The sequence below is a fragment of the Spirosoma utsteinense genome (assembly GCF_014282275.1).
Classification (GTDB): Bacteria; Bacteroidota; Bacteroidia; order Cytophagales; family Spirosomataceae; genus Spirosoma; species Spirosoma utsteinense.
The window spans coordinates 69,059-85,923 of record NZ_VFIA01000001.1 but is presented as its reverse complement, the minus strand read 5'-3'; the positions used below and the strand labels follow the sequence as shown (position 1 = coordinate 85,923).

General features: G+C 53.5%; 16 protein-coding genes. 3 read left to right on the top strand and 13 right to left on the bottom strand.

The features are described from left to right. The first annotated feature begins 76 nt into the window (after positions 1 to 76). Complete coding sequence (locus tag FH603_RS00360; protein ID WP_186734891.1) at positions 77 to 1,099, top strand: Gfo/Idh/MocA family protein; 1,023 nt, start codon at positions 77 to 79, stop codon at positions 1,097 to 1,099. 82 nt (positions 1,100 to 1,181) lie between these two features. On the opposite strand, the gene FH603_RS00355 is transcribed toward FH603_RS00360, so the two are convergent. The 6 genes from FH603_RS00355 to FH603_RS00330 form a co-directional block, all read right to left on the bottom strand. After that, positions 1,182 to 2,507, bottom strand: a complete 1,326-nt coding sequence (locus FH603_RS00355; protein ID WP_186734889.1) for an ABC1 kinase family protein — start codon at positions 2,505 to 2,507, stop codon at positions 1,182 to 1,184. A 77-nt stretch (positions 2,508 to 2,584) separates the two neighbouring features. Beyond that, positions 2,585 to 3,268 carry a TetR/AcrR family transcriptional regulator gene (locus tag FH603_RS00350; protein ID WP_186734887.1) on the bottom strand — a complete coding sequence of 228 codons (684 nt, stop codon included), beginning with the start codon at positions 3,266 to 3,268 and terminating at the stop codon, positions 2,585 to 2,587. 88 nt (positions 3,269 to 3,356) lie between these two features. Then, positions 3,357 to 5,501 carry a ComEC/Rec2 family competence protein gene (locus FH603_RS00345; protein WP_186734885.1) on the bottom strand — a complete coding sequence of 715 codons (2,145 nt, stop codon included), beginning with the start codon at positions 5,499 to 5,501 and terminating at the stop codon, positions 3,357 to 3,359. Then, a complete protein-coding gene (locus FH603_RS00340; RefSeq protein WP_186734883.1) occupies positions 5,498 to 5,950 on the bottom strand; it encodes a GNAT family N-acetyltransferase in 453 nt (150 codons plus the stop codon). Before FH603_RS00340 ends, FH603_RS00345 begins: the two co-directional genes overlap by 4 nt. A 32-nt stretch (positions 5,951 to 5,982) precedes the next feature. Continuing rightward, complete coding sequence (locus tag FH603_RS00335) at positions 5,983 to 7,332, bottom strand: M43 family zinc metalloprotease (RefSeq protein WP_244967980.1); 1,350 nt, start codon at positions 7,330 to 7,332, stop codon at positions 5,983 to 5,985. Continuing rightward, complete coding sequence (locus FH603_RS00330) at positions 7,313 to 8,272, bottom strand: PhoH family protein (RefSeq protein WP_186734879.1); 960 nt, start codon at positions 8,270 to 8,272, stop codon at positions 7,313 to 7,315. The genes FH603_RS00335 and FH603_RS00330 overlap by 20 nt, the downstream gene beginning before the upstream one ends. 363 nt (positions 8,273 to 8,635) lie before the next feature. Here FH603_RS00330 and dnaB point away from each other — a divergent pair, with 363 nt between their 5' ends. Further along, a complete protein-coding gene (gene dnaB, locus FH603_RS00325) occupies positions 8,636 to 10,243 on the top strand; it encodes a replicative DNA helicase (RefSeq protein WP_186734877.1) in 1,608 nt (535 codons plus the stop codon). A gap of 31 nt (positions 10,244 to 10,274) precedes the next feature. Here dnaB and FH603_RS00320 read toward each other — a convergent pair whose 3' ends face one another. Then, on the bottom strand, positions 10,275 to 11,075 hold the full coding sequence (locus FH603_RS00320; protein ID WP_186734875.1) for an LOG family protein: 801 nt from the start codon (positions 11,073 to 11,075) through the stop codon (positions 10,275 to 10,277). Between the two features lie 182 nt (positions 11,076 to 11,257). Between FH603_RS00320 and rpiB the strand changes: the two genes are divergently transcribed. Beyond that, positions 11,258 to 11,692 (top strand): ribose 5-phosphate isomerase B, encoded by a 435-nt coding sequence (rpiB, locus tag FH603_RS00315; protein ID WP_186734873.1) that lies wholly within the window; start codon positions 11,258 to 11,260, stop codon positions 11,690 to 11,692. A 6-nt stretch (positions 11,693 to 11,698) separates the two neighbouring features. Here rpiB and FH603_RS00310 read toward each other — a convergent pair whose 3' ends face one another. The 6 genes from FH603_RS00310 to FH603_RS00285 all read right to left on the bottom strand — a co-directional run bounded on the left by FH603_RS00310 (position 11,699) and on the right by FH603_RS00285 (position 16,824). After that, positions 11,699 to 12,940 (bottom strand): pyridoxal phosphate-dependent aminotransferase, encoded by a 1,242-nt coding sequence (locus FH603_RS00310; protein WP_186735259.1) that lies wholly within the window; start codon positions 12,938 to 12,940, stop codon positions 11,699 to 11,701. A gap of 165 nt (positions 12,941 to 13,105) precedes the next feature. Continuing rightward, positions 13,106 to 13,585 carry a c-type cytochrome gene (locus tag FH603_RS00305; protein ID WP_186734871.1) on the bottom strand — a complete coding sequence of 160 codons (480 nt, stop codon included), beginning with the start codon at positions 13,583 to 13,585 and terminating at the stop codon, positions 13,106 to 13,108. Positions 13,586 to 13,651: 66 nt separating this feature from the next. Further along, a complete protein-coding gene (locus FH603_RS00300; RefSeq protein WP_186734869.1) occupies positions 13,652 to 14,683 on the bottom strand; it encodes an MBL fold metallo-hydrolase in 1,032 nt (343 codons plus the stop codon). A 72-nt stretch (positions 14,684 to 14,755) separates the two neighbouring features. Beyond that, complete coding sequence (locus FH603_RS00295) at positions 14,756 to 15,250, bottom strand: methylated-DNA--[protein]-cysteine S-methyltransferase (RefSeq protein WP_186734867.1); 495 nt, start codon at positions 15,248 to 15,250, stop codon at positions 14,756 to 14,758. Between the two features lie 7 nt (positions 15,251 to 15,257). Then, positions 15,258 to 15,665, bottom strand: a complete 408-nt coding sequence (locus FH603_RS00290) for a response regulator (protein WP_186734865.1) — start codon at positions 15,663 to 15,665, stop codon at positions 15,258 to 15,260. Further along, positions 15,628 to 16,824, bottom strand: coding sequence for a sensor histidine kinase (locus tag FH603_RS00285; protein ID WP_244967979.1), 1,197 nt, complete (start codon positions 16,822 to 16,824; stop codon positions 15,628 to 15,630). The genes FH603_RS00290 and FH603_RS00285 overlap by 38 nt, the downstream gene beginning before the upstream one ends. Positions 16,825 to 16,865: the final 41 nt, after the last annotated feature.

Here is a 16,865-nt window from a genome sequence, read left to right as displayed (position 1 = left end):
CACAGCTAATGATTGTACCTGCTCCGGTAAGTGAGTAAGTTGGCAACGAATTAACAGCATAGCCAACGGATCACCCATGCCTTTATTGAAAGCAGTCCTTATCGGTGCCGGTCATATTGCCGACAGCAACCATATTCCCGCCCTTAAACAGTTGTCGGACCGAGTCGATGTCGTAGCCGTTTGCAGCCGCGATTTAATCAAGGCCCGCGCCCTGGCCGACAAGCACGGCATACCCAGCGCGTTTGACAACACAACCGATATGTACCGTCAGTGTGCGCCCGATCTGGTCGTCATCTGTACGCCCAACAACTTGCACTTCCCGCAGGCAATGGAAGCCATGGAACACGGCTGCCACGTTTTCTGTGAAAAGCCCCCAGCGATATCCGCTCAGAATGCCCGCGATATGGCAAACCTGGCGGCTCAGAAGGGCCTCACGCTGGCCTATAATTTCCAGCTTCGCCAAACCAGCGAGTGGAGCCTCCTGACGCGTTGCCAAACCGACGGGCTGATGGGCGACATTTACCACATCAAAGCTCATTTCCTGCGTCGGCGGGGCATTCCGGGCTGGGGTTATTTCACCGATAAATCCATGCAGGGCGGGGGAGCGCTCATGGACCTCGGCGTTCACGTACTGGATCTGGCCTTGTGTGCCCTGGGCTATCCTGTCCCCGACCAGGTCGTGGGTAGTACCTACGATTTTATCGGCAGAGCCGGTGGAAAGGGACTTATGGGCACCTGGGACCCGGCAACATTTGGCGTTGAAGATGCCGCCATGGCCTACCTGACGTTTCCCGATAAAACATCCATCATGCTGTCGGCCTCGTTTGCGCTGAATACCCAGGCGGATATAGACCGGAATCTGGAGATTTTCGGGCGTAAGGGCGGGGCCAACCTGTTTCCGTTTGCCCTGCACACGGAGCTGGCGGGCGAGTTGGCCGACGTTCACTTTCCTTATCTGGAAGAGGTGGATATCCAATTGAAGAACACAGCCGCTTTTCTGGATGCCTGCGCGGGTAAGCCATCCAATGTCTGTACCGCTGAGCAGGGGGCTATCTTGCAGGAAGTCGTTGAACGAATCTATCAATCAGCAGCCAGCTGAACGAGTTGGGGTGGCGGAGTCGTGAGCGACAGGTCTCTAACCTGCTCCTACGATTCCGCCACCCCAACTCGTTTCTTTGACTTTAGGCTAATACTTTCTTCGACCGCAGCCATTCGGGCTTGGTCGTTACTACCGTTGCCTTGAGTTCGTTCAGCATGGCATAGAGGCCATAATACGTACGGTTGACATACAATCCATCCTGCGACCCACGGGCTACTTTGGAGCTTTTCAGTTCATCGACTTTCGTAAGCCCTTCGGCAAAGGCGTAGACCTCGTTGAAATAGCGGTCGTCGCCGAAGTTGAACTCATCGACAGCGAAGGGTTCGCCCAGCATCCGAATCATTTGTTTGAACAGGCCCGAGAAGAAAGCCCGGTCCTTGGGCGAATCGGCGGAGGTTAAAAACTCCAGATTCTCGAAAATCTGCTCCGTCAGCGCATCGTCCTCGATGGTATCGGGGTTGACGAGCCGGAAGTAGTTGTCATAATAAAACTCCGGGATCACCTTCACACAGCCGAAATCGATGACACCCATCGTTCCGTCAGCCCGCATCAGGAAGTTGCCGGGGTGCGGGTCGGCATGAACCTGCCGGAGGGTATGAATCTGGTAGTCGTAGAAATCCCACAGCGCCTGACCAATCTGGTTGCGTACTTCCTGAGAGGGATTCGTTTTCAGAAATTCTTTCAGGTGCATCCCATCGAGCCAGTCCATCGTCAGAATACGCTTGGACGATAGCTCAGGATAGTACCTGGGGAACACCAGGTCCTTGATATGGCTGCAGGCTTCCGATATTTCGATGGAGCGCTTCAGTTCCAGGTCGTAATCGGTTTCTTCGAGCAGTTTGGCCTCGACTTCACCCATGTAGCGGTCAATATCGCGCTCGTTGAGGTTGAGCAACGTTACGGCCAGGGGTTTGGCAATACGCAGATCCGAAGTCACCGCGTCGGCCACGCCGGGGTACTGCACTTTTACGGCTAGCTTCTTCCCGTCTTTCCAGGCCTGGTGTACCTGACCGATACTGGCCGCATTGACCGCTTCGATCTCAAATTTATCGAACAGCTGCGAGGGCGACTTCCCAAAATACGTTTTAAAAGTTTTCACCACCAGCGGACCCGATAACGGGGGTGCTGAGTACTGCGCCATCGTGAACTTATCGGAATAGGCAACGGGCAACAGCCCCCGGTCCATACTCAACATCTGCGCCATTTTCAGGGCCGAACCTTTCAGTTCGCTGAGCGCATCGTAAATATCGGCAGCGTTGTCTTTATGTAATTCATCTTTGGAGCGACTGGGATCAAGCAGTTTTTTACTGTAGTGCTTGATGTAATTCCCGCCAACCTTCACTCCGGCCTTCATGAACTGGCTGGCACGGGCAACTTTGGTCGTGGGGACGGAGTTTTGGGTCTTCATAAACTAGTCGGGCAGTCAGTGAGTCGATGCGTGTATCAGTGATTGACCAGCGCATCGATTAACCAGCTCACTGCCAGTTATTTGTTTTGGTAGATGAATTTGGCAAAGTCGAACAGCGTATCGAGGGGCGACCGGCCAATCAAATCGAAGGACGTGTTAACGGCTTTTTCGATGGCGGTATCAGTCTTCTCAAAGTTTTTACTCACATCCTTCACCCAGAAATCGAGCAGGAACTGTGTTTGGCGCCAGAGCGCATTGGGGTACCGATCGGTGACGAAGGGGCGTGGCTCCACTTCTTTACTCTCCCGACCTTCGGCCAGCAGATCGCGGGCGTAGTCGAAGAAAGCATCTTTAAACGGATACAGAACGCGGCTTTGTGCCGCCATGCCGGCCCGGCGTGCCTGCAAACCAGCCCGCGAGGTAGGACTCGTCATAGCCCCTTCCTTCAACCGGCCGAAGCTGTAGACGACAAAGCTGCGCTGTCCTTTGAGCAACTCGATCCAGGTGTAATAAAAGGCCAGTAACTTTTCGCGAACAGAGTAACCCTGATAGGTGTCATCGGCTTCGACGGTAGCCCGGGCTTCGGTAAAGAAGGCCAGCCAGATGTCAGCTTCAATAGCGTCGAACGATGCGTAGTGCGTGTAAAATTCGGCTTCGGCCAGTTTCAGTTTTTTAGCAAACTGGAAGACGGAGGTGGGTTGTTGTCCGTGTTCAAGAACGTATTCGGTGTACGTCTTACGGATTTTTTCGAGCGTTTCCATATACTTAGCTAACGGACTGTTTGCTGGAAAAGTTTGAGTAAACGAAAGGCATTTCGCAGCCGTCCGTCACAAAAAACACAACCCGGATTTAATTCAGTTCGGCTACATAGGCACCCATCTGCCGGACCGAAAAACACGCGATTCCGCGCTGCCGGGCGTCGGCCAGCAGCTTATCGGTCAAGGGAGTTTTGTTGGAATCATCGAAGATAACATGCCGGGCCACTACCCTGCCTGTTAGTTGGTCCCATTCGCGCAGGGCGTTCCGGCGAATAATAAGGTAGTCGACTACCGCAGGCAGTTTCCAGCGTTCCCGGTCTGTCAGTTTATTGACCAGCAGCACTGTTTTACCCCGCCAGACACATAACCTGTATGCATTGGTATGGTAATAGGCTACTTTCTGTTTCCGTGACTCATCGGCCTGTTTGACCGTCATCCTGGTCAGATCCGTAACGCCCCACTGGCCGAAGGTATTCTTCAGGTAGAAGTCATACGAGCGGGTATCGGCAGCGTCGAGATCAGTCAGCAGAAGGCTGGTATGTCCGTCGGTAAGGCTTACGGCGGTACGGTGGGGCAGAAAATGCACCGCCAGCTTTTGCTGATGCCGTTGGGCGTAATCATCCCACAGGGTCAGGCCCGCCAGGAGCAGAGCCGCCACACAACTGGCCCATAGATACCCTGGATTCCGGGTCAGCAGACAGGCAACGCCACACAAAATAACGGCATAAATCAACAGCATAGCCCCCGGTGTCAGCCATAACCCATCCCAGGCGGCACCGGGCAACAGACTGGTTTGCGTCACGGCGGCATTGAGCAGCCAGGCCGTTTTCTGCAAACACCAGCCAAGGCAATCGTTCAGATACGGTATCCAGCTTCCCGCCAGCGTTGCCATGGAGAGCGGCAGGAGAACGAACGACAGCGCCATTACGACCGGGTTGGCTACCAGAAAATACGTAGGAAACTGATGGAAGTAATACACACCCAGCGGAAATGTAATTAGCTGAGCTACCACAGCTACAGCGGTCAGTTCCCATAGTTTATTAACAGGTTTGTAACGAAACGTCACCGCCTGAACAAGTGGTGACTGCCAGGCACCAATGCCGGCAACGGCCAGATACGATAACTGAAACCCGGCCGAGAACAGCGCATACGGGTCGTAACAAAGAATGAAAAAAGCCGACGCACCCAGCGTGTTGATCAACTGCTGTTGCCGCCCCGATGCGTTCGCCAGGATCAGGATGGTAAACATCCCCGCCGACCGGAGAACGGGCGGTGAGAATCCGGTTGCCAAGGCATAAAACCATAAGATAAGCAGTTGCAGGCCGGCCATTAGTAGTTTACCACGGGGACGCCGGATCAGAAACCCGAGCAGAAACGTCAGCACGGCAAACAAAATACCCACGTGCATACCCGATACCGACAAAATATGGATGGCACCCGCTACGGAATAGGTTCGATACGTTTCGGCATCCAGGTCATCCCGAACACCGAGGATCATGGCGTTCACAATGCCGTATTCGGCGCGGCTACCCACCTGTCGCGTGAAAACACTGTCGGCCCAGCGGTTCACCGTAGCGGCAAGATGCGTAATCGGGTTGGGCGGATCGCTCCCCAGCGCCCGGCGGTGAAAGGGTCTCAGGTACTGTTGGTGATAGATGTTGCGGTAGCTGAGGTATTGCCGGTAATCGAATTCGCCGGGGTTCAGCGGGGGGTCGATGGGGCGGGGCGAACCCGTCACCAGCCAAACCTCTCCATAGCGTGGCAGGGTTCCACCCGTCTTATCGAGGTATACGATCACCCGCCCACTGACGGGATGCCAGCCCGGCGGGGAGGCTACTGAGGGTTGGGCTTCGGGTGATCGGGTATACAGGCCCCGGCGTATCTCCAATTCGATACGGTACGTTCTGGCCCGCTCTTCGGGCTGTGCTGCTATGACTCCCTCATAGGCCCGTAACGTATCGGTCAGGTGAACGATATTGTCGGGGCGGTTACTGGCCGTACGCTGGTAGGTAATGGCCCAGCCCAGAGATAGCAAAACCAGCAACCCGCCCAACCCCTGTGTCGCCTGAATGGGTTTAACCGGTTGATCACGGTACCGTACATATCCCCACAACAGCAGGCCACTGCCCACGGCCAGAGCCGCCTGCGGTACCAGTAAAGCATCTGGCAGGAGAACGTACAGCAGGATTCCTGCCACCAACCCGGCCGCATACCGGACGAACGGGTGGCCTTTCACCGAATGGTATAGGAAGAGCCAGGCAGGACCATCTTCTGGTGCTGGATACCAGCCTCGTCGAATATGGGGCCAACGGGTACAAAGCCAAAGGCTGCGTAGAGCGGCATAGCCGTTAACTGGGCATGCAGGTAAATCCGTTCGATGGGTTCAGGTTGCTGGCTGAACACATCGTTCAGCACTGCCTGCACCAGGGCTTTACCAACACCCATACCCCTAAACTCTTTCAGCACCGCAAAGCGCTCCAGCTTAACCCCGTTAGAGGTACGTCGCCAGCGGGCCGTACCACCGGGCACCGTGTCGATACGGGCCAGAAAATGGGCACTGGTGGTTTCGAATTCATCGTATTCCTCTTCGGCCGATACACATTGCTCCTCAACAAAAACCTGCCTGCGAATGGCGAAAGCGGTGTCAAGGTCGGCGGGACTGGAAATTTGTAAGACGTCGATCATAGACTGAGAATTTTTCCGGCGGGGCGGCAAGGCTACTGAACCAGCAGCCGGCTACTAACCGACTCGGTTGCCGTTTTTACCCGAACGATATACAGGCCGGTGGCTAATTGATTGGTTGACACAAGAACCCGGGTACTCGGCGAGTCGGCGTAGAACGACGTCCGAACGATGCGCCCGGACAAATCGACCAGCTCAACCGTAAACGACTGAAATCCTTTCAACTGAACGTCGATGGTCAGGTCGGCCACAGCCGGGTTAGGATAAGCATTGATGGTCAAATTTTCTGTTTCTTCCAGGGGCGTCATCGACGATTGAACCAGCCGGAACCGCCGGGGACTCAGCGCCAGCACGGTTCGCATCCGGTTCACCTGCCCCTGCGTAAACACGTTCATACACTGGTCCGGCGAATAATCCATAAAATTCTCGATCATATTCCGGGTTCGAACCCCTGAGCAGGTCGAGAACAGTTCGCGGCAGTTGACGGTCTGGTTAGCGGCCTCAGCCGTCGGCGTGTCGGCAACATAGTCGTTCCCGCAAACGGCATCACCCCAGGTATGAATAAGACCCAGCCAGTGCCCGATTTCATGCGTTGCTGTTCGGCCGCAGCAGTAGGTAGGGCTGCGCACTGTACCCAGTTGTCGACCAAAATACCGGTAGTCGATAATCGACCCATCGACAAACTCATTAGTCGTTGCGGGCAGGCCGTTCAGGGTGTCTGCCATTGTCGGGAATTGGGTAAAACCCAGGTAGCCGTCGACTTTAGTGACCCAGATATTCAGGTAACGATCGCTGGGCCAGTAAGCAATCTGCGACAGTAACACATCATCGTTGAATACATCGAACGAGGCCTTCTCTGCATAATAGTGTCGGGTGATACCGGTCGTTGGTTCACCGCTCGGATCCCGGCTAGCCAGAAAAAACTCGATGCGGGCATCGGCACCAACCGGATTCGTGTTGAAGCCATTGGTACCGGGCTGCCGCCGGTAATCTTCATTCAATACCTGGATCTGCGACGCAATCTGCTCATCAGAGATGTTGCCATTGGTGGTTCCGCCGATCTCTCCGGATGCCGTATTATGAACGACATGGACGACAACGGGGATGCGGTAGATCGTCTCATCATCGGCGGCCTGCCGAAGAAAAATACGGCTTGCTTCGACCTGCTGAAGCCGGCTGTTGAGTTCATTGATTTGCCGGAGCCGGTTGGGATTACGCTGTTGCAGAACGCGTTCATACTCGACCGTCCCGCAGCGTTGCACCGCTTCGTCAGCGGGGGATTGCGCCAAAACGGAAACGGCAAACAAGCTCAAAAAAGAACCGGCCAGCCAACGCCAGCCGGTTCCTCCCTTACTGCTATTCAAGTTACTGACCTGCATCTTCATACGCCGTAATAATCTCCCGCACGAGCCGGTGCCGCACAACGTCCCGTCCATCGAGTTCGACAAACGATATGCCTTTTATATTCTTCAATATCTCGACCGATTCGACAAGGCCCGACTTCTGCTTATTCGGCAAATCGATCTGCGAGCGGTCGCCGGTGATGATCGCCTTCGACGTAGGGCCCATACGGGTCAGAAACATCTTCATCTGCATGGGCGTCGTATTCTGGGCTTCATCGAGCAGGATAAACGCGTTGTTCAGCGTCCTACCGCGCATGTAAGCCAGCGGGGCAATTTCAATAATGCGGTTCTCGGTGTAGAACTTCAGCTTTTCAGCCGGGATCATATCATCGAGGGCATCGTAGATAGGGCGAAGGTAGGGGTCGATTTTCTCCTTCAGATCGCCCGGCAGGAAGCCCAGGTTTTCGCCTGCTTCCACCGCAGGCCGGGTAATAATGATTTTTTTTACCTCCTTGTTTTTCAGTGCCCGCACAGCAATGGCCACGGCGGTATAGGTTTTACCCGTACCAGCTGGCCCAACAGCGAACACCAGATCATACTTCTCAGCGGCTTCGACCAACCGTTTCTGGTTATCGGTCTTGGCACGCACCACTACGCCACGGGTGCCGTATACAAGCACTTCGTTGTCGTTGGGGGGTACAGGCGGGGTAGAACCACTGGTTGTAAAACCACCATTACTCAGGTAGCTCTGTACATTTTCGTGGGTAACTTTCCCATACCGCTGGTAGTGTTCCATCAGCGAATCAAGGATGTCACTGATCCGGCTGATTTCGGGGGTAGTCCCTTTTATGCGTATCTCATTCCCCCGTGAAATGATTTTACTCATGGGAAATGCAGCCGCCACTTCTTTGATATTGTGGTTTTCTACGCCCAGAAAATCAATGAGCGAGACATTGTCGAGGGTGATGACTTTTTCGACCAAACGATGAATTGCGTTAAAGTGTGATTCCGAAAAGTAAGCGATTTCTTTGCTTCTACAACACATACTAGCGAAAATTTATTCGCTTCCGCAGAATTCTTATCGACGAAAAAACTTTAGTACAAAACCGTCGTTTTATGTTGACAAATCAGTATCTTGCTGACGTACAGACATCTATATCTCTCCAGCGTATGTACGCGAACCCACTGCCCGTTCGTTGCTTAAAAAAAGCGATTTATTTTCTGAGCCCTAGGCATAACATTACCAGAATGTTACGGCCAGACAGAGCGCTTTACAAACAAAGGTCAACGGGTAGCGGCTTGCCTTATGGGGCAGGGAATGCGTAAACTTGCAGTAAGTTAAGACATGGAGAACAACGCACGCCCCAATCAACATCTTCGTAAACCGTCGGCTTTTGCCGGTGGTCGTCAGCAGGCAGGTAACCATTGGCTCGATACGGGCCTGGGTAAACTGCCCCCCCAGGCACTTGACCTCGAAGAAGCGGTATTGGGTGCGTTGATGATCGAAAAAGATGCCCTCTCGTCGGTTGTCGATATCCTCAAACCCGAAACGTTTTACAAAGAAGCTCACCAGCGTATATACAATGCTATTCTGACGCTTTTTGGTAATTCTGACCCCATCGACCTGCTCACCGTAACGCAGCAGCTGCGCAAGACAGGTGAAATCGAACTCGTTGGGGGCGGTGGTTTCGTGTCTGAACTGACCTTCCGCGTCAACTCGGCGGCCAATATTGAGTACCACGCCCGGATCGTTTCGGAGCAGGCCCTCAAACGGGCACTCATCGCCATGTCGTCTACGATCCTGCGCGATGCCTACGAGGATACAACCGACGTATTCGAACTCCTCGACCGCACCGAACAATCGCTCTTCAAGATTTCAGAATCGAACATCAAGAAGAATTATGCCGATATGAGCACCATCGTCCGGATGGCGCTGAATGAACTAGAGACCAAGAAAAATCAGGAAGGTCTGACGGGCGTACCATCGGGATTCACCAATCTCGACCGGGTAACATCGGGCTGGCAGCCTACCGAACTGATTATCCTCGCTGCCCGACCCGCCATGGGTAAAACAGCATTTGTCGTTAGTGCCCTGCGCAATGCGGCTGTTGACCATGGCAAGGCGGTCGCTATTTTCTCGCTGGAGATGTCGTCCGTGCAGCTGGTTAACCGACTTATATCGGCCGAAGCGGAGATCGATTCCGAGAAAATCCGGAAAGGAACGCTGGCCCCGCATGAATGGACCCAGTTACACCACAAGATTCAGCGGCTGACGGAAGCACCTATTTTCATCGACGATACCCCTGCCCTATCCATTCTGGAACTACGGGCCAAGTGTCGTCGCCTGAAAGCCCAGCACGATATTCAGATGGTCGTGATCGACTACCTCCAGCTGATGTCGGGTGATACGTCGGGTGGACGGGCCGGCGGCAACCGCGAACAGGAAATTGCGTCCATTTCGCGGGCGCTGAAGAACCTGGCCAAGGAATTGAACGTACCGGTCATTGCCCTGTCGCAGTTGAGCCGGGCCGTTGAAACACGGGGTGGCGACAAGAAACCGCAACTTTCCGACTTACGTGAATCGGGATCTATCGAGCAGGATGCCGACATGGTCTGCTTTCTCTACCGCCCTGAATACTACAACATTACGCAGGATGAAAACGGCAACTCGACGCTGGGTGTCGGTGAGGTGATTATAGCCAAAAACCGGAGTGGTGCGCTTGATACGATCCAACTCCGGTTTATCAACAAATTCACCAAGTTCTGCGACCTGGATTCTTACTTCGAGCCTGTAGCTACGCAGGGATTTTCCCCTGACGTGAACGGACTCAGCAGCTTCGACCGGCCCGGCGACGCGGGTGGCCCGCCATCGGCTGGCAGCGTCTTTAAGAGCAAAGCCAACAACCTCTCCAACTTCGGCAACGCCGATCCAAGTCAGGAAACGCCGTTTTGACCTACCAACGAACCAGCGGTTCAGTCGTACATCAAAAATTGGGCTTCAGTAAATACTTGCTGTAGAAATCATCGATCACTTTAACCGCATCGGTTGGGGTATCGACAATACTGATGAGCTTCATGTCCTCAGGATTGATGTTGTGCTCCTGACCCAGCATCACGTCGGTAATCCAGTCAATGAGCCCCTGCCAGTAACTACGACCGACAAGTACGATCGGGAAGCGGGCAATTTTCCGGGTTTGAATCAGGGTTATGGCTTCGAACAACTCATCGAGTGTTCCCATACCACCGGGCATCACAACGAAACCCTGGGCGTACTTGACGAACATCACCTTCCGCACAAAGAAAAAGTCGAAGTTGATGCTCTTATCCGGGTCTATGTAGATGTTGCTATGCTGCTCGAACGGCAGGGTGATGTTTAGCCCAACCGATTTACCGCCCTGTTCGAACGCCCCTTTATTACCGGCTTCCATGATGCCCGGTCCGCCACCCGTAATAACACCGTAACCGTGCCGGACCAGTTTGGCCGCTATCTCTTCGGTCATTGTATAGTAGGGATTGTCGGGTTTGGTACGGGCCGACCCGAAAATAGACACGCAGGGACCAATTTTAGCCAGTTTGTCGAAGCCTTCCACAAACTCGGCCATAACCTTGAATATCACCCACGAATCGGCGGTTTTGATTTCATTCCAGTTGTGATCCTGAAACGCGTCTTTTATGCGCTGTTCGTCGGGGGTCAGCAGTAACTCGTCGCGCTTAGATAAATCCTGGGCAATCCGTTCGGTGCTCTGCGTATCAGAGCGTTGAACATTTTCTTTTGTTGCTTCCATGTAACTGATTCTAATAAAAAAGGCAGTGGGTGCGATGTGTACTCACTTTGTTGATGAAAAAATGTTCCGCCTGGTGGGAGGTATAGTTACGAAAATCAGCCATAACAATCAGAAGTTTTCTCCGGGCGGAATACAATAACGAATAATTTTGCAAAAACGTTTTTGATTTTTTTCAATCCATCATGCCCCACCCTATCGCCATCGGCGCAGACCATGCCGGCTTTGCTTACAAAGAACACATCAAAAATTGGTTAGAAGCAAACGGCTATCCGGTCACTGATTTTGGCACATACTCGCCCGATTCAGCTGATTATGCTGATTTTGCGCACCCGGTTGCGCTGGCCGTAGAGAGCGGCCAGGCCAGCCGGGGCATCCTGGTTTGTGGTAGTGGGGAAGGCGTCTCCATGACCGCCAATAAGCACCAGGGCATCCGGGCCGCCCTGGTGTGGCAACCCGCCGTTGCCGAACTAACCCGGCAACATAACGACGCCAACGTGTTGTGCCTGCCCGAACGGTTTATTTCTCTCGAAGACGCCCTACAGGCCGTCCACCTGTTTCTAACAACAGCCTTCGAAGGTGGACGGCATCAGCGCCGGGTCGACAAAATGATGTGCTGATATCGTTTACTGGGTTGAAACAGCCAGTTCAGGATGGTGAATACGCCGACTTTCCAGAAACGCTTCGATTCGGTCCAGGGCTACCGTCAGTTCGTCGACATTAGGAAGGCAAACGATACGGAAATGGTCATTGGTGGTGTAATTAAATCCACTACCGGCTACGACCAGTACTTTTTGCTCGATCAGGAGGTTGAGAACAAAGTCGTCGTCGTCCTCGAATCGAAACTGGTTGAGATCAATTTTCGGGAAGATGTACAACGCCCCTTTCGGTTTATTGCAGGTAACGCCCGGAATAGCCACCATGCGTTCGTAGGCCAGCATGATCTGTTTATGGAGACGGCCCGTTGGAATAACCAGGTCGTTGATACTTTGATAACCGCCCAGCGCCGTTTGAATGGCATACTGCGTTGGCACGTTAGCACAGAGCCGCATGGATGCCAGCAGGGTCAGCCCTTCGATATAGGACTTGGCCCGGTGCCGTGCACCACTCAGTACCAGCCAGCCACCCCGAAAACCAGCCGCCCGGTAGTTCTTTGACAAGCCACCCATCGTAATACAAAGCGTATCGTTGACCAGTTTCGCGATAGGATAGTGAACGGCCCCGTCATACAGGATCCGGTCATAGATCTCGTCGGAGAACACGATCAGTTTATGGCGTTCGGCCAGCTGAGCGATGCCTTCCAGTACTGATTTTTTGTACACCGCACCGGTTGGGTTGTTTGGGTTTATGACAACGATAGCGCGGGTACGGGGGGTAATCTTTCGCTCCATGTCAGCCAGATCGGGGTTCCAGTCGTCGGCTTCGTTGCACGCATAATGTACCGGCTTACCTCCGCAAAACGCGACCGAAGCGGTCCATAGCGGGTAGTCGGGCGATGGGATAAGCACTTCGTCGCCTTCGTTGAGCAAGGCCTGCATCGACAGCATGATCAGCTCACTCACGCCATTGCCAATGTAAATGTCGTTGATGGCTACACCCGGCAGGCCGATGTTCTGCGTGTAATGCATCACCGCTTTGCGGGCCGCAAACAGACCCCGCGAGTCGGCATAGCCCTGCGCATTGCGGATGTTCAGGATGATGTCGTGGACAATCTCATCGGGCGCGTCGAAGCCAAATGTGGCTGGGTTTCCAATGTTAAGGCTAATGATTTTGTAGCCCTGGCTTTCGAGTTCGAGGGCTTTTTCGTAGACCGGCCCCCGGATATCGTATTTTAGATGTGTAAGCCGATCACTTTTCAGTATTTCCATACCGGGTTTTTCCATACCGCAAAAGTAAGTAATAGGCTGGGATTGTGGCTCATGAAGCCCGTAAGTTGTAGCAATCGAGCCGCTGTATTTTATTGCCGGATCAGTGTAGCAGGCAACAAAAAATCAATTTATAAGGGACACCAGCCGTGCTCGTCTGACACCGTTTCATTTTGTGGAACCCCCATCGACGTAAGCCAGAATAGCGCTTATGTCGGCCTCTGTGAAGTTGGGGAAGCTTGACATCGAGATTTTATTGAACTTGTTATACAGGGCTACCCCGTACGCATCACCCGATGACACTACAGCCTGCGAATTACGTATCCACGTTACCAGCCAGGCCTTATTAGGTACCCGGCTGCTAACGCCTTGTAGCCCTGGCCCAACAATGACCTCTTCTGTTTTAGCGTGGCATTGGGCACAGTTATTCTCAAACAACTGCTTGCCATGTACCTGCTGTTCTGTCATCTTAACGGCTTGACCTGGCATGACCGGCAAACCAGCTCCCTCTTCCTGACTGGCTAGGATCGGTTTCTGATTAGTATACAAAAATGAAGACGTAACGAGCAGCAGTAAACTCAGGCAAACCAGCGCTATCAACGCAGTGAGCGCATTGGTCAGCGAACGTATCAACACGGAAGGAAGCATAGCGATAGCCGTTTTTATAGGAGCAACAGCAAGGTAGAAATCCAGCTACAAGAAAACAAGATTCGATCATTTAAATACCATTGGCCGTCCTTCTTCAGGCACCAGAAAGCGATTTGGTGATACGGCCTGGATGTCCAGTGCCTTTCGCAAATCCCGGGCGGGCTCCAGCAAACCATCATCACCCTGCTGGAAGGTACCAAAATGGATACCCAGCGCCTGCGCTGCTTTCAGGTCTGTCAGCGCCCGTACCGCACTCGCCGGCGATACGTGAATGGGGGCCATAAACCACTCGGGGCGGTAGGAACCGATTGGCAGCAGCGCCAGTTTGATCGGCCCCGCGACTGACCGGTTGGCCTGCTCCCCTATCCGTTTGAAATGCGGCCCGTAGCCGCTGTCGCCACAGAAATAAATGGTGCCATACGTTGTTTGAAGCAGATAACCCGCCCAGAGGGTTCGATCTCTGTCGCCAAGTCCCCGGTTGCTGAAATGCTGAGCCTCGGTACAGATCAGGCTTAACTTCTCACTGATCCGCAAGGTGTCGTTCCAGTCGAGTTCCCGGGCTACGCGGGCACCCACCCGACGCGGCAGGTAGGATACGCCAAGTGGCGTTACAACCAGCGGATTGTGGGCTTTTACCAGGTTGCGTATTGTTGGCAGATCCAGGTGATCGTAATGGGAATGGCTCAACAACACGACATCGATAGGTGGCAGTTCATCGAAGCGAAGTCCGGGTGGACGACGTCGCTTAATACCCAGCCAGGAGGTTGGCCCGACACGATCGGACCAAACGGGGTCGGTCAGGATATTGAGCCCATTCGTTTGCAGCAGGAAGGAAGAATGGTTGATAAAGGTCACGACCAGGCTGTCGCCCTCAACGCGGGTTGCCGGCCGGGGACCCACGAAGGCATCGGGTTGTTCGGCCCACGGCCCTTTGTCGCGGTGTAACAGCCACTCCAGCACACTGCCCGACGGCCGTTCGGTTATGGCGGGGTTACTAAATTTTTTACCATTAAAATGATCCGTAACCGGTCCCCGGTACCGTGGGGCACAGGCGGCAAGACTGCCGACCGCTAATAAAAATAAAAAGGTGTTTTTCACAGATGCGTTCGGGGTTTATGGATGCCTGACCATCCTCAGGGTTCCACGAATAACGAGCAGGATCATGATTGGTCAAAATAAGCTCATCTGGCCAGTTTTCGCACCCGGCAGCGCACCTTCATGTTCCAATAGCCATTGTTTGCGCCATAGACCACCCGCATAACCCGTCAGCGAGCCGTTGGAACCGATGATGCGGTGGCAGGGAATTACGATAGCGAGGGGGTTACGGCCATTGGCCGCAGCCACCGCCCGGATTGCTTTTTCATCCCCTAACTGCCTCGACAGGGCCAGGTACGAGACCGTTGCGCCAAATGGAACGGTCAGCAGCGCCTGCCAGACCCGTTGTTGAAAGACGGTACCAACGGGAGTCATGGGAAAGTCGAACCGCTGACAGCTACCGTCAAAATAGGCCGTAAGCTGACGGAGTGCGAGCTGAACCGGGCCGGGTAATGGGCTGGTGGGTAATGGCTGATGGTCTGGTTCGTTCAGGCACGTAATGGCCGACACCCCAGCCTCATCCCCGGTGATGCGTACCAACCCGACCGGCGACGAAAAACAAGTAGTCATTGGGTGTTCATACAAAATATTGGTTCACCAGTTCCTGAAGCATAGCCTTCGTTAATGGCTTTGTATAATAGCCACTGACTTCTCCTGAGGCAGCCGCCTTTTCCTGATCGCCCGGGTTAAGCGACGTAGTCAGCATCAGTAGCAACAGTCGGCTTTTCTGTTCACCAGGCAGAGTATGGTACTGCTTGAGAAATTCGAAACCATTCATGCCCGGCATGTTGATATCCAGAAAAATAATATCGGGACGGTCGTAGTCGGGCTGATCCGTTCGAACCAGATAGCGAAGTGCATCAGGACCGTTCTCAGCGATACGAACTTCGCTGCATAAGCCAGATTCCTCGATGACGAACTGGTGGAAAAAGTTGTCGTCCGGGTCATCATCTACTAACAGAATGCAGCGAATCGGTTTGTGCATAGTGCTGAACGGTTTTGATTTTCTTGGGAATTGTCAGGTAAAAGGTGGTCCCCGCTCCAGGCATACTATCGAGCCATATCTTACCGCCGTAAATATCGATTACTTTTTTACACGTGGCCAGCCCGATACCCGTGCCGGGATAGGTGGACCGGCCATGTAACCGCTGAAAGATCTGAAAGATGCGGTCGTAATGCTGAGGTTCGATACCAATACCATTGTCGGCAATAACAAAGCGGTGGGCGCTCCCCTCGTCGACAGCCTGAATGCTGAGCCGGACGGCTACGTCAGTCCGGCGGTATTTAAGCCCATTGGTGATCAGGTTCTGAAATACCTGCTTGAGGTCGGTACGGTGGGCCATAAGGGTAGGCAGCGGCCCCAGCTCGATGGTGGCGTCAGACAGCCGGATATCCTCCTGATGTTCATTCAGTATTTCGGCAACTAGTTCATTCAGATCAACGGGTTTGTACTCGACAACAGACCCCACGCGTGAGAAATCGAGCAGATCGTTGATCAGCGTTCGCATGCGGTCCGCAGCCGCCGTCGAGGTATCGATCATTCGGCGGGCGTCGGTATCCAGTTGTTCTCCGTATTTGCTTTCGAAGAGCGTCAGGTAGTTGACAATTGTTTTCAAGGGCGACTGCAGATCATGTGAGGCAACGTAGGCAAACTGCTGAAGCTCCTGGTTGGAGCGGCTCAGTTCCTGAACAGCCTGCTGCCGGAATAACAATTCACGTTCGAACTCGCGGGAAGTCCTCAGGCCAATAGCTTCGTTAAAATAGCGTACCAGGGCAATGACGGTAGCTACCGAGACCACCCCTGTCAAAAGCTTAACCAGGGCCGCAAGCCGGTAGGCAGGCCACCAGAACATCAGCGCATCGAGTAGGTGTGTGGCCCCGCACAGCATAATAAAAGTCCCGAAGAGCAGGAAAACACTCGGCAGGGGAATTCCTTTTTTAAGGATGATAAATCGAATCAGGATAAGCGGTATGGCCATATAAGCCAGCCATATAGTCAGGTCGGAAACGATATACAGCCATCCGTGAAAATCGGACCATCGGCCACAAAACCAGCGGGCGGGCCAGTCGCTGGTATCGGTTAGCCGCCTGAAAAAATCCAAAATCTGATCCATATGCCATAAAAAGGGGAAGGAGGCTGCCATTGGCAACATCTGAGGGGCACCCAAAATTAGTCAGAAAAATA

Excerpts from the sequence above, each read along its gene's own strand:
- FH603_RS00290 (WP_186734865.1), bottom strand. The coding sequence starts at position 15,665 with ATGCACAAACCGATTCGCTGCATTCTGTTAGTAGATGATGACCCGGAC.
- FH603_RS00320 (WP_186734875.1), bottom strand. The coding sequence starts at position 11,075 with ATGGAAGCAACAAAAGAAAATGTTCAACGCTCTGATACGCAGAGCACC.
- FH603_RS00285 (WP_244967979.1), bottom strand. The coding sequence starts at position 16,824 with ATGGCAGCCTCCTTCCCCTTTTTATGGCATATGGATCAGATTTTGGAT.
- rpiB (WP_186734873.1), top strand. The coding sequence starts at position 11,258 with ATGCCCCACCCTATCGCCATCGGCGCAGACCATGCCGGCTTTGCTTAC.
- FH603_RS00335 (WP_244967980.1), bottom strand. The coding sequence starts at position 7,332 with ATGAAGATGCAGGTCAGTAACTTGAATAGCAGTAAGGGAGGAACCGGC.
- dnaB (WP_186734877.1), top strand. The coding sequence starts at position 8,636 with ATGGAGAACAACGCACGCCCCAATCAACATCTTCGTAAACCGTCGGCT.
- FH603_RS00355 (WP_186734889.1), bottom strand. The coding sequence starts at position 2,507 with ATGAAGACCCAAAACTCCGTCCCCACGACCAAAGTTGCCCGTGCCAGC.
- FH603_RS00340 (WP_186734883.1), bottom strand. The coding sequence starts at position 5,950 with ATGATCGACGTCTTACAAATTTCCAGTCCCGCCGACCTTGACACCGCT.
- FH603_RS00295 (WP_186734867.1), bottom strand. The coding sequence starts at position 15,250 with ATGACTACTTGTTTTTCGTCGCCGGTCGGGTTGGTACGCATCACCGGG.
- FH603_RS00310 (WP_186735259.1), bottom strand. The coding sequence starts at position 12,940 with ATGGAAATACTGAAAAGTGATCGGCTTACACATCTAAAATACGATATC.
- FH603_RS00350 (WP_186734887.1), bottom strand. The coding sequence starts at position 3,268 with ATGGAAACGCTCGAAAAAATCCGTAAGACGTACACCGAATACGTTCTT.
- FH603_RS00360 (WP_186734891.1), top strand. The coding sequence starts at position 77 with ATGCCTTTATTGAAAGCAGTCCTTATCGGTGCCGGTCATATTGCCGAC.
- FH603_RS00305 (WP_186734871.1), bottom strand. The coding sequence starts at position 13,585 with ATGCTTCCTTCCGTGTTGATACGTTCGCTGACCAATGCGCTCACTGCG.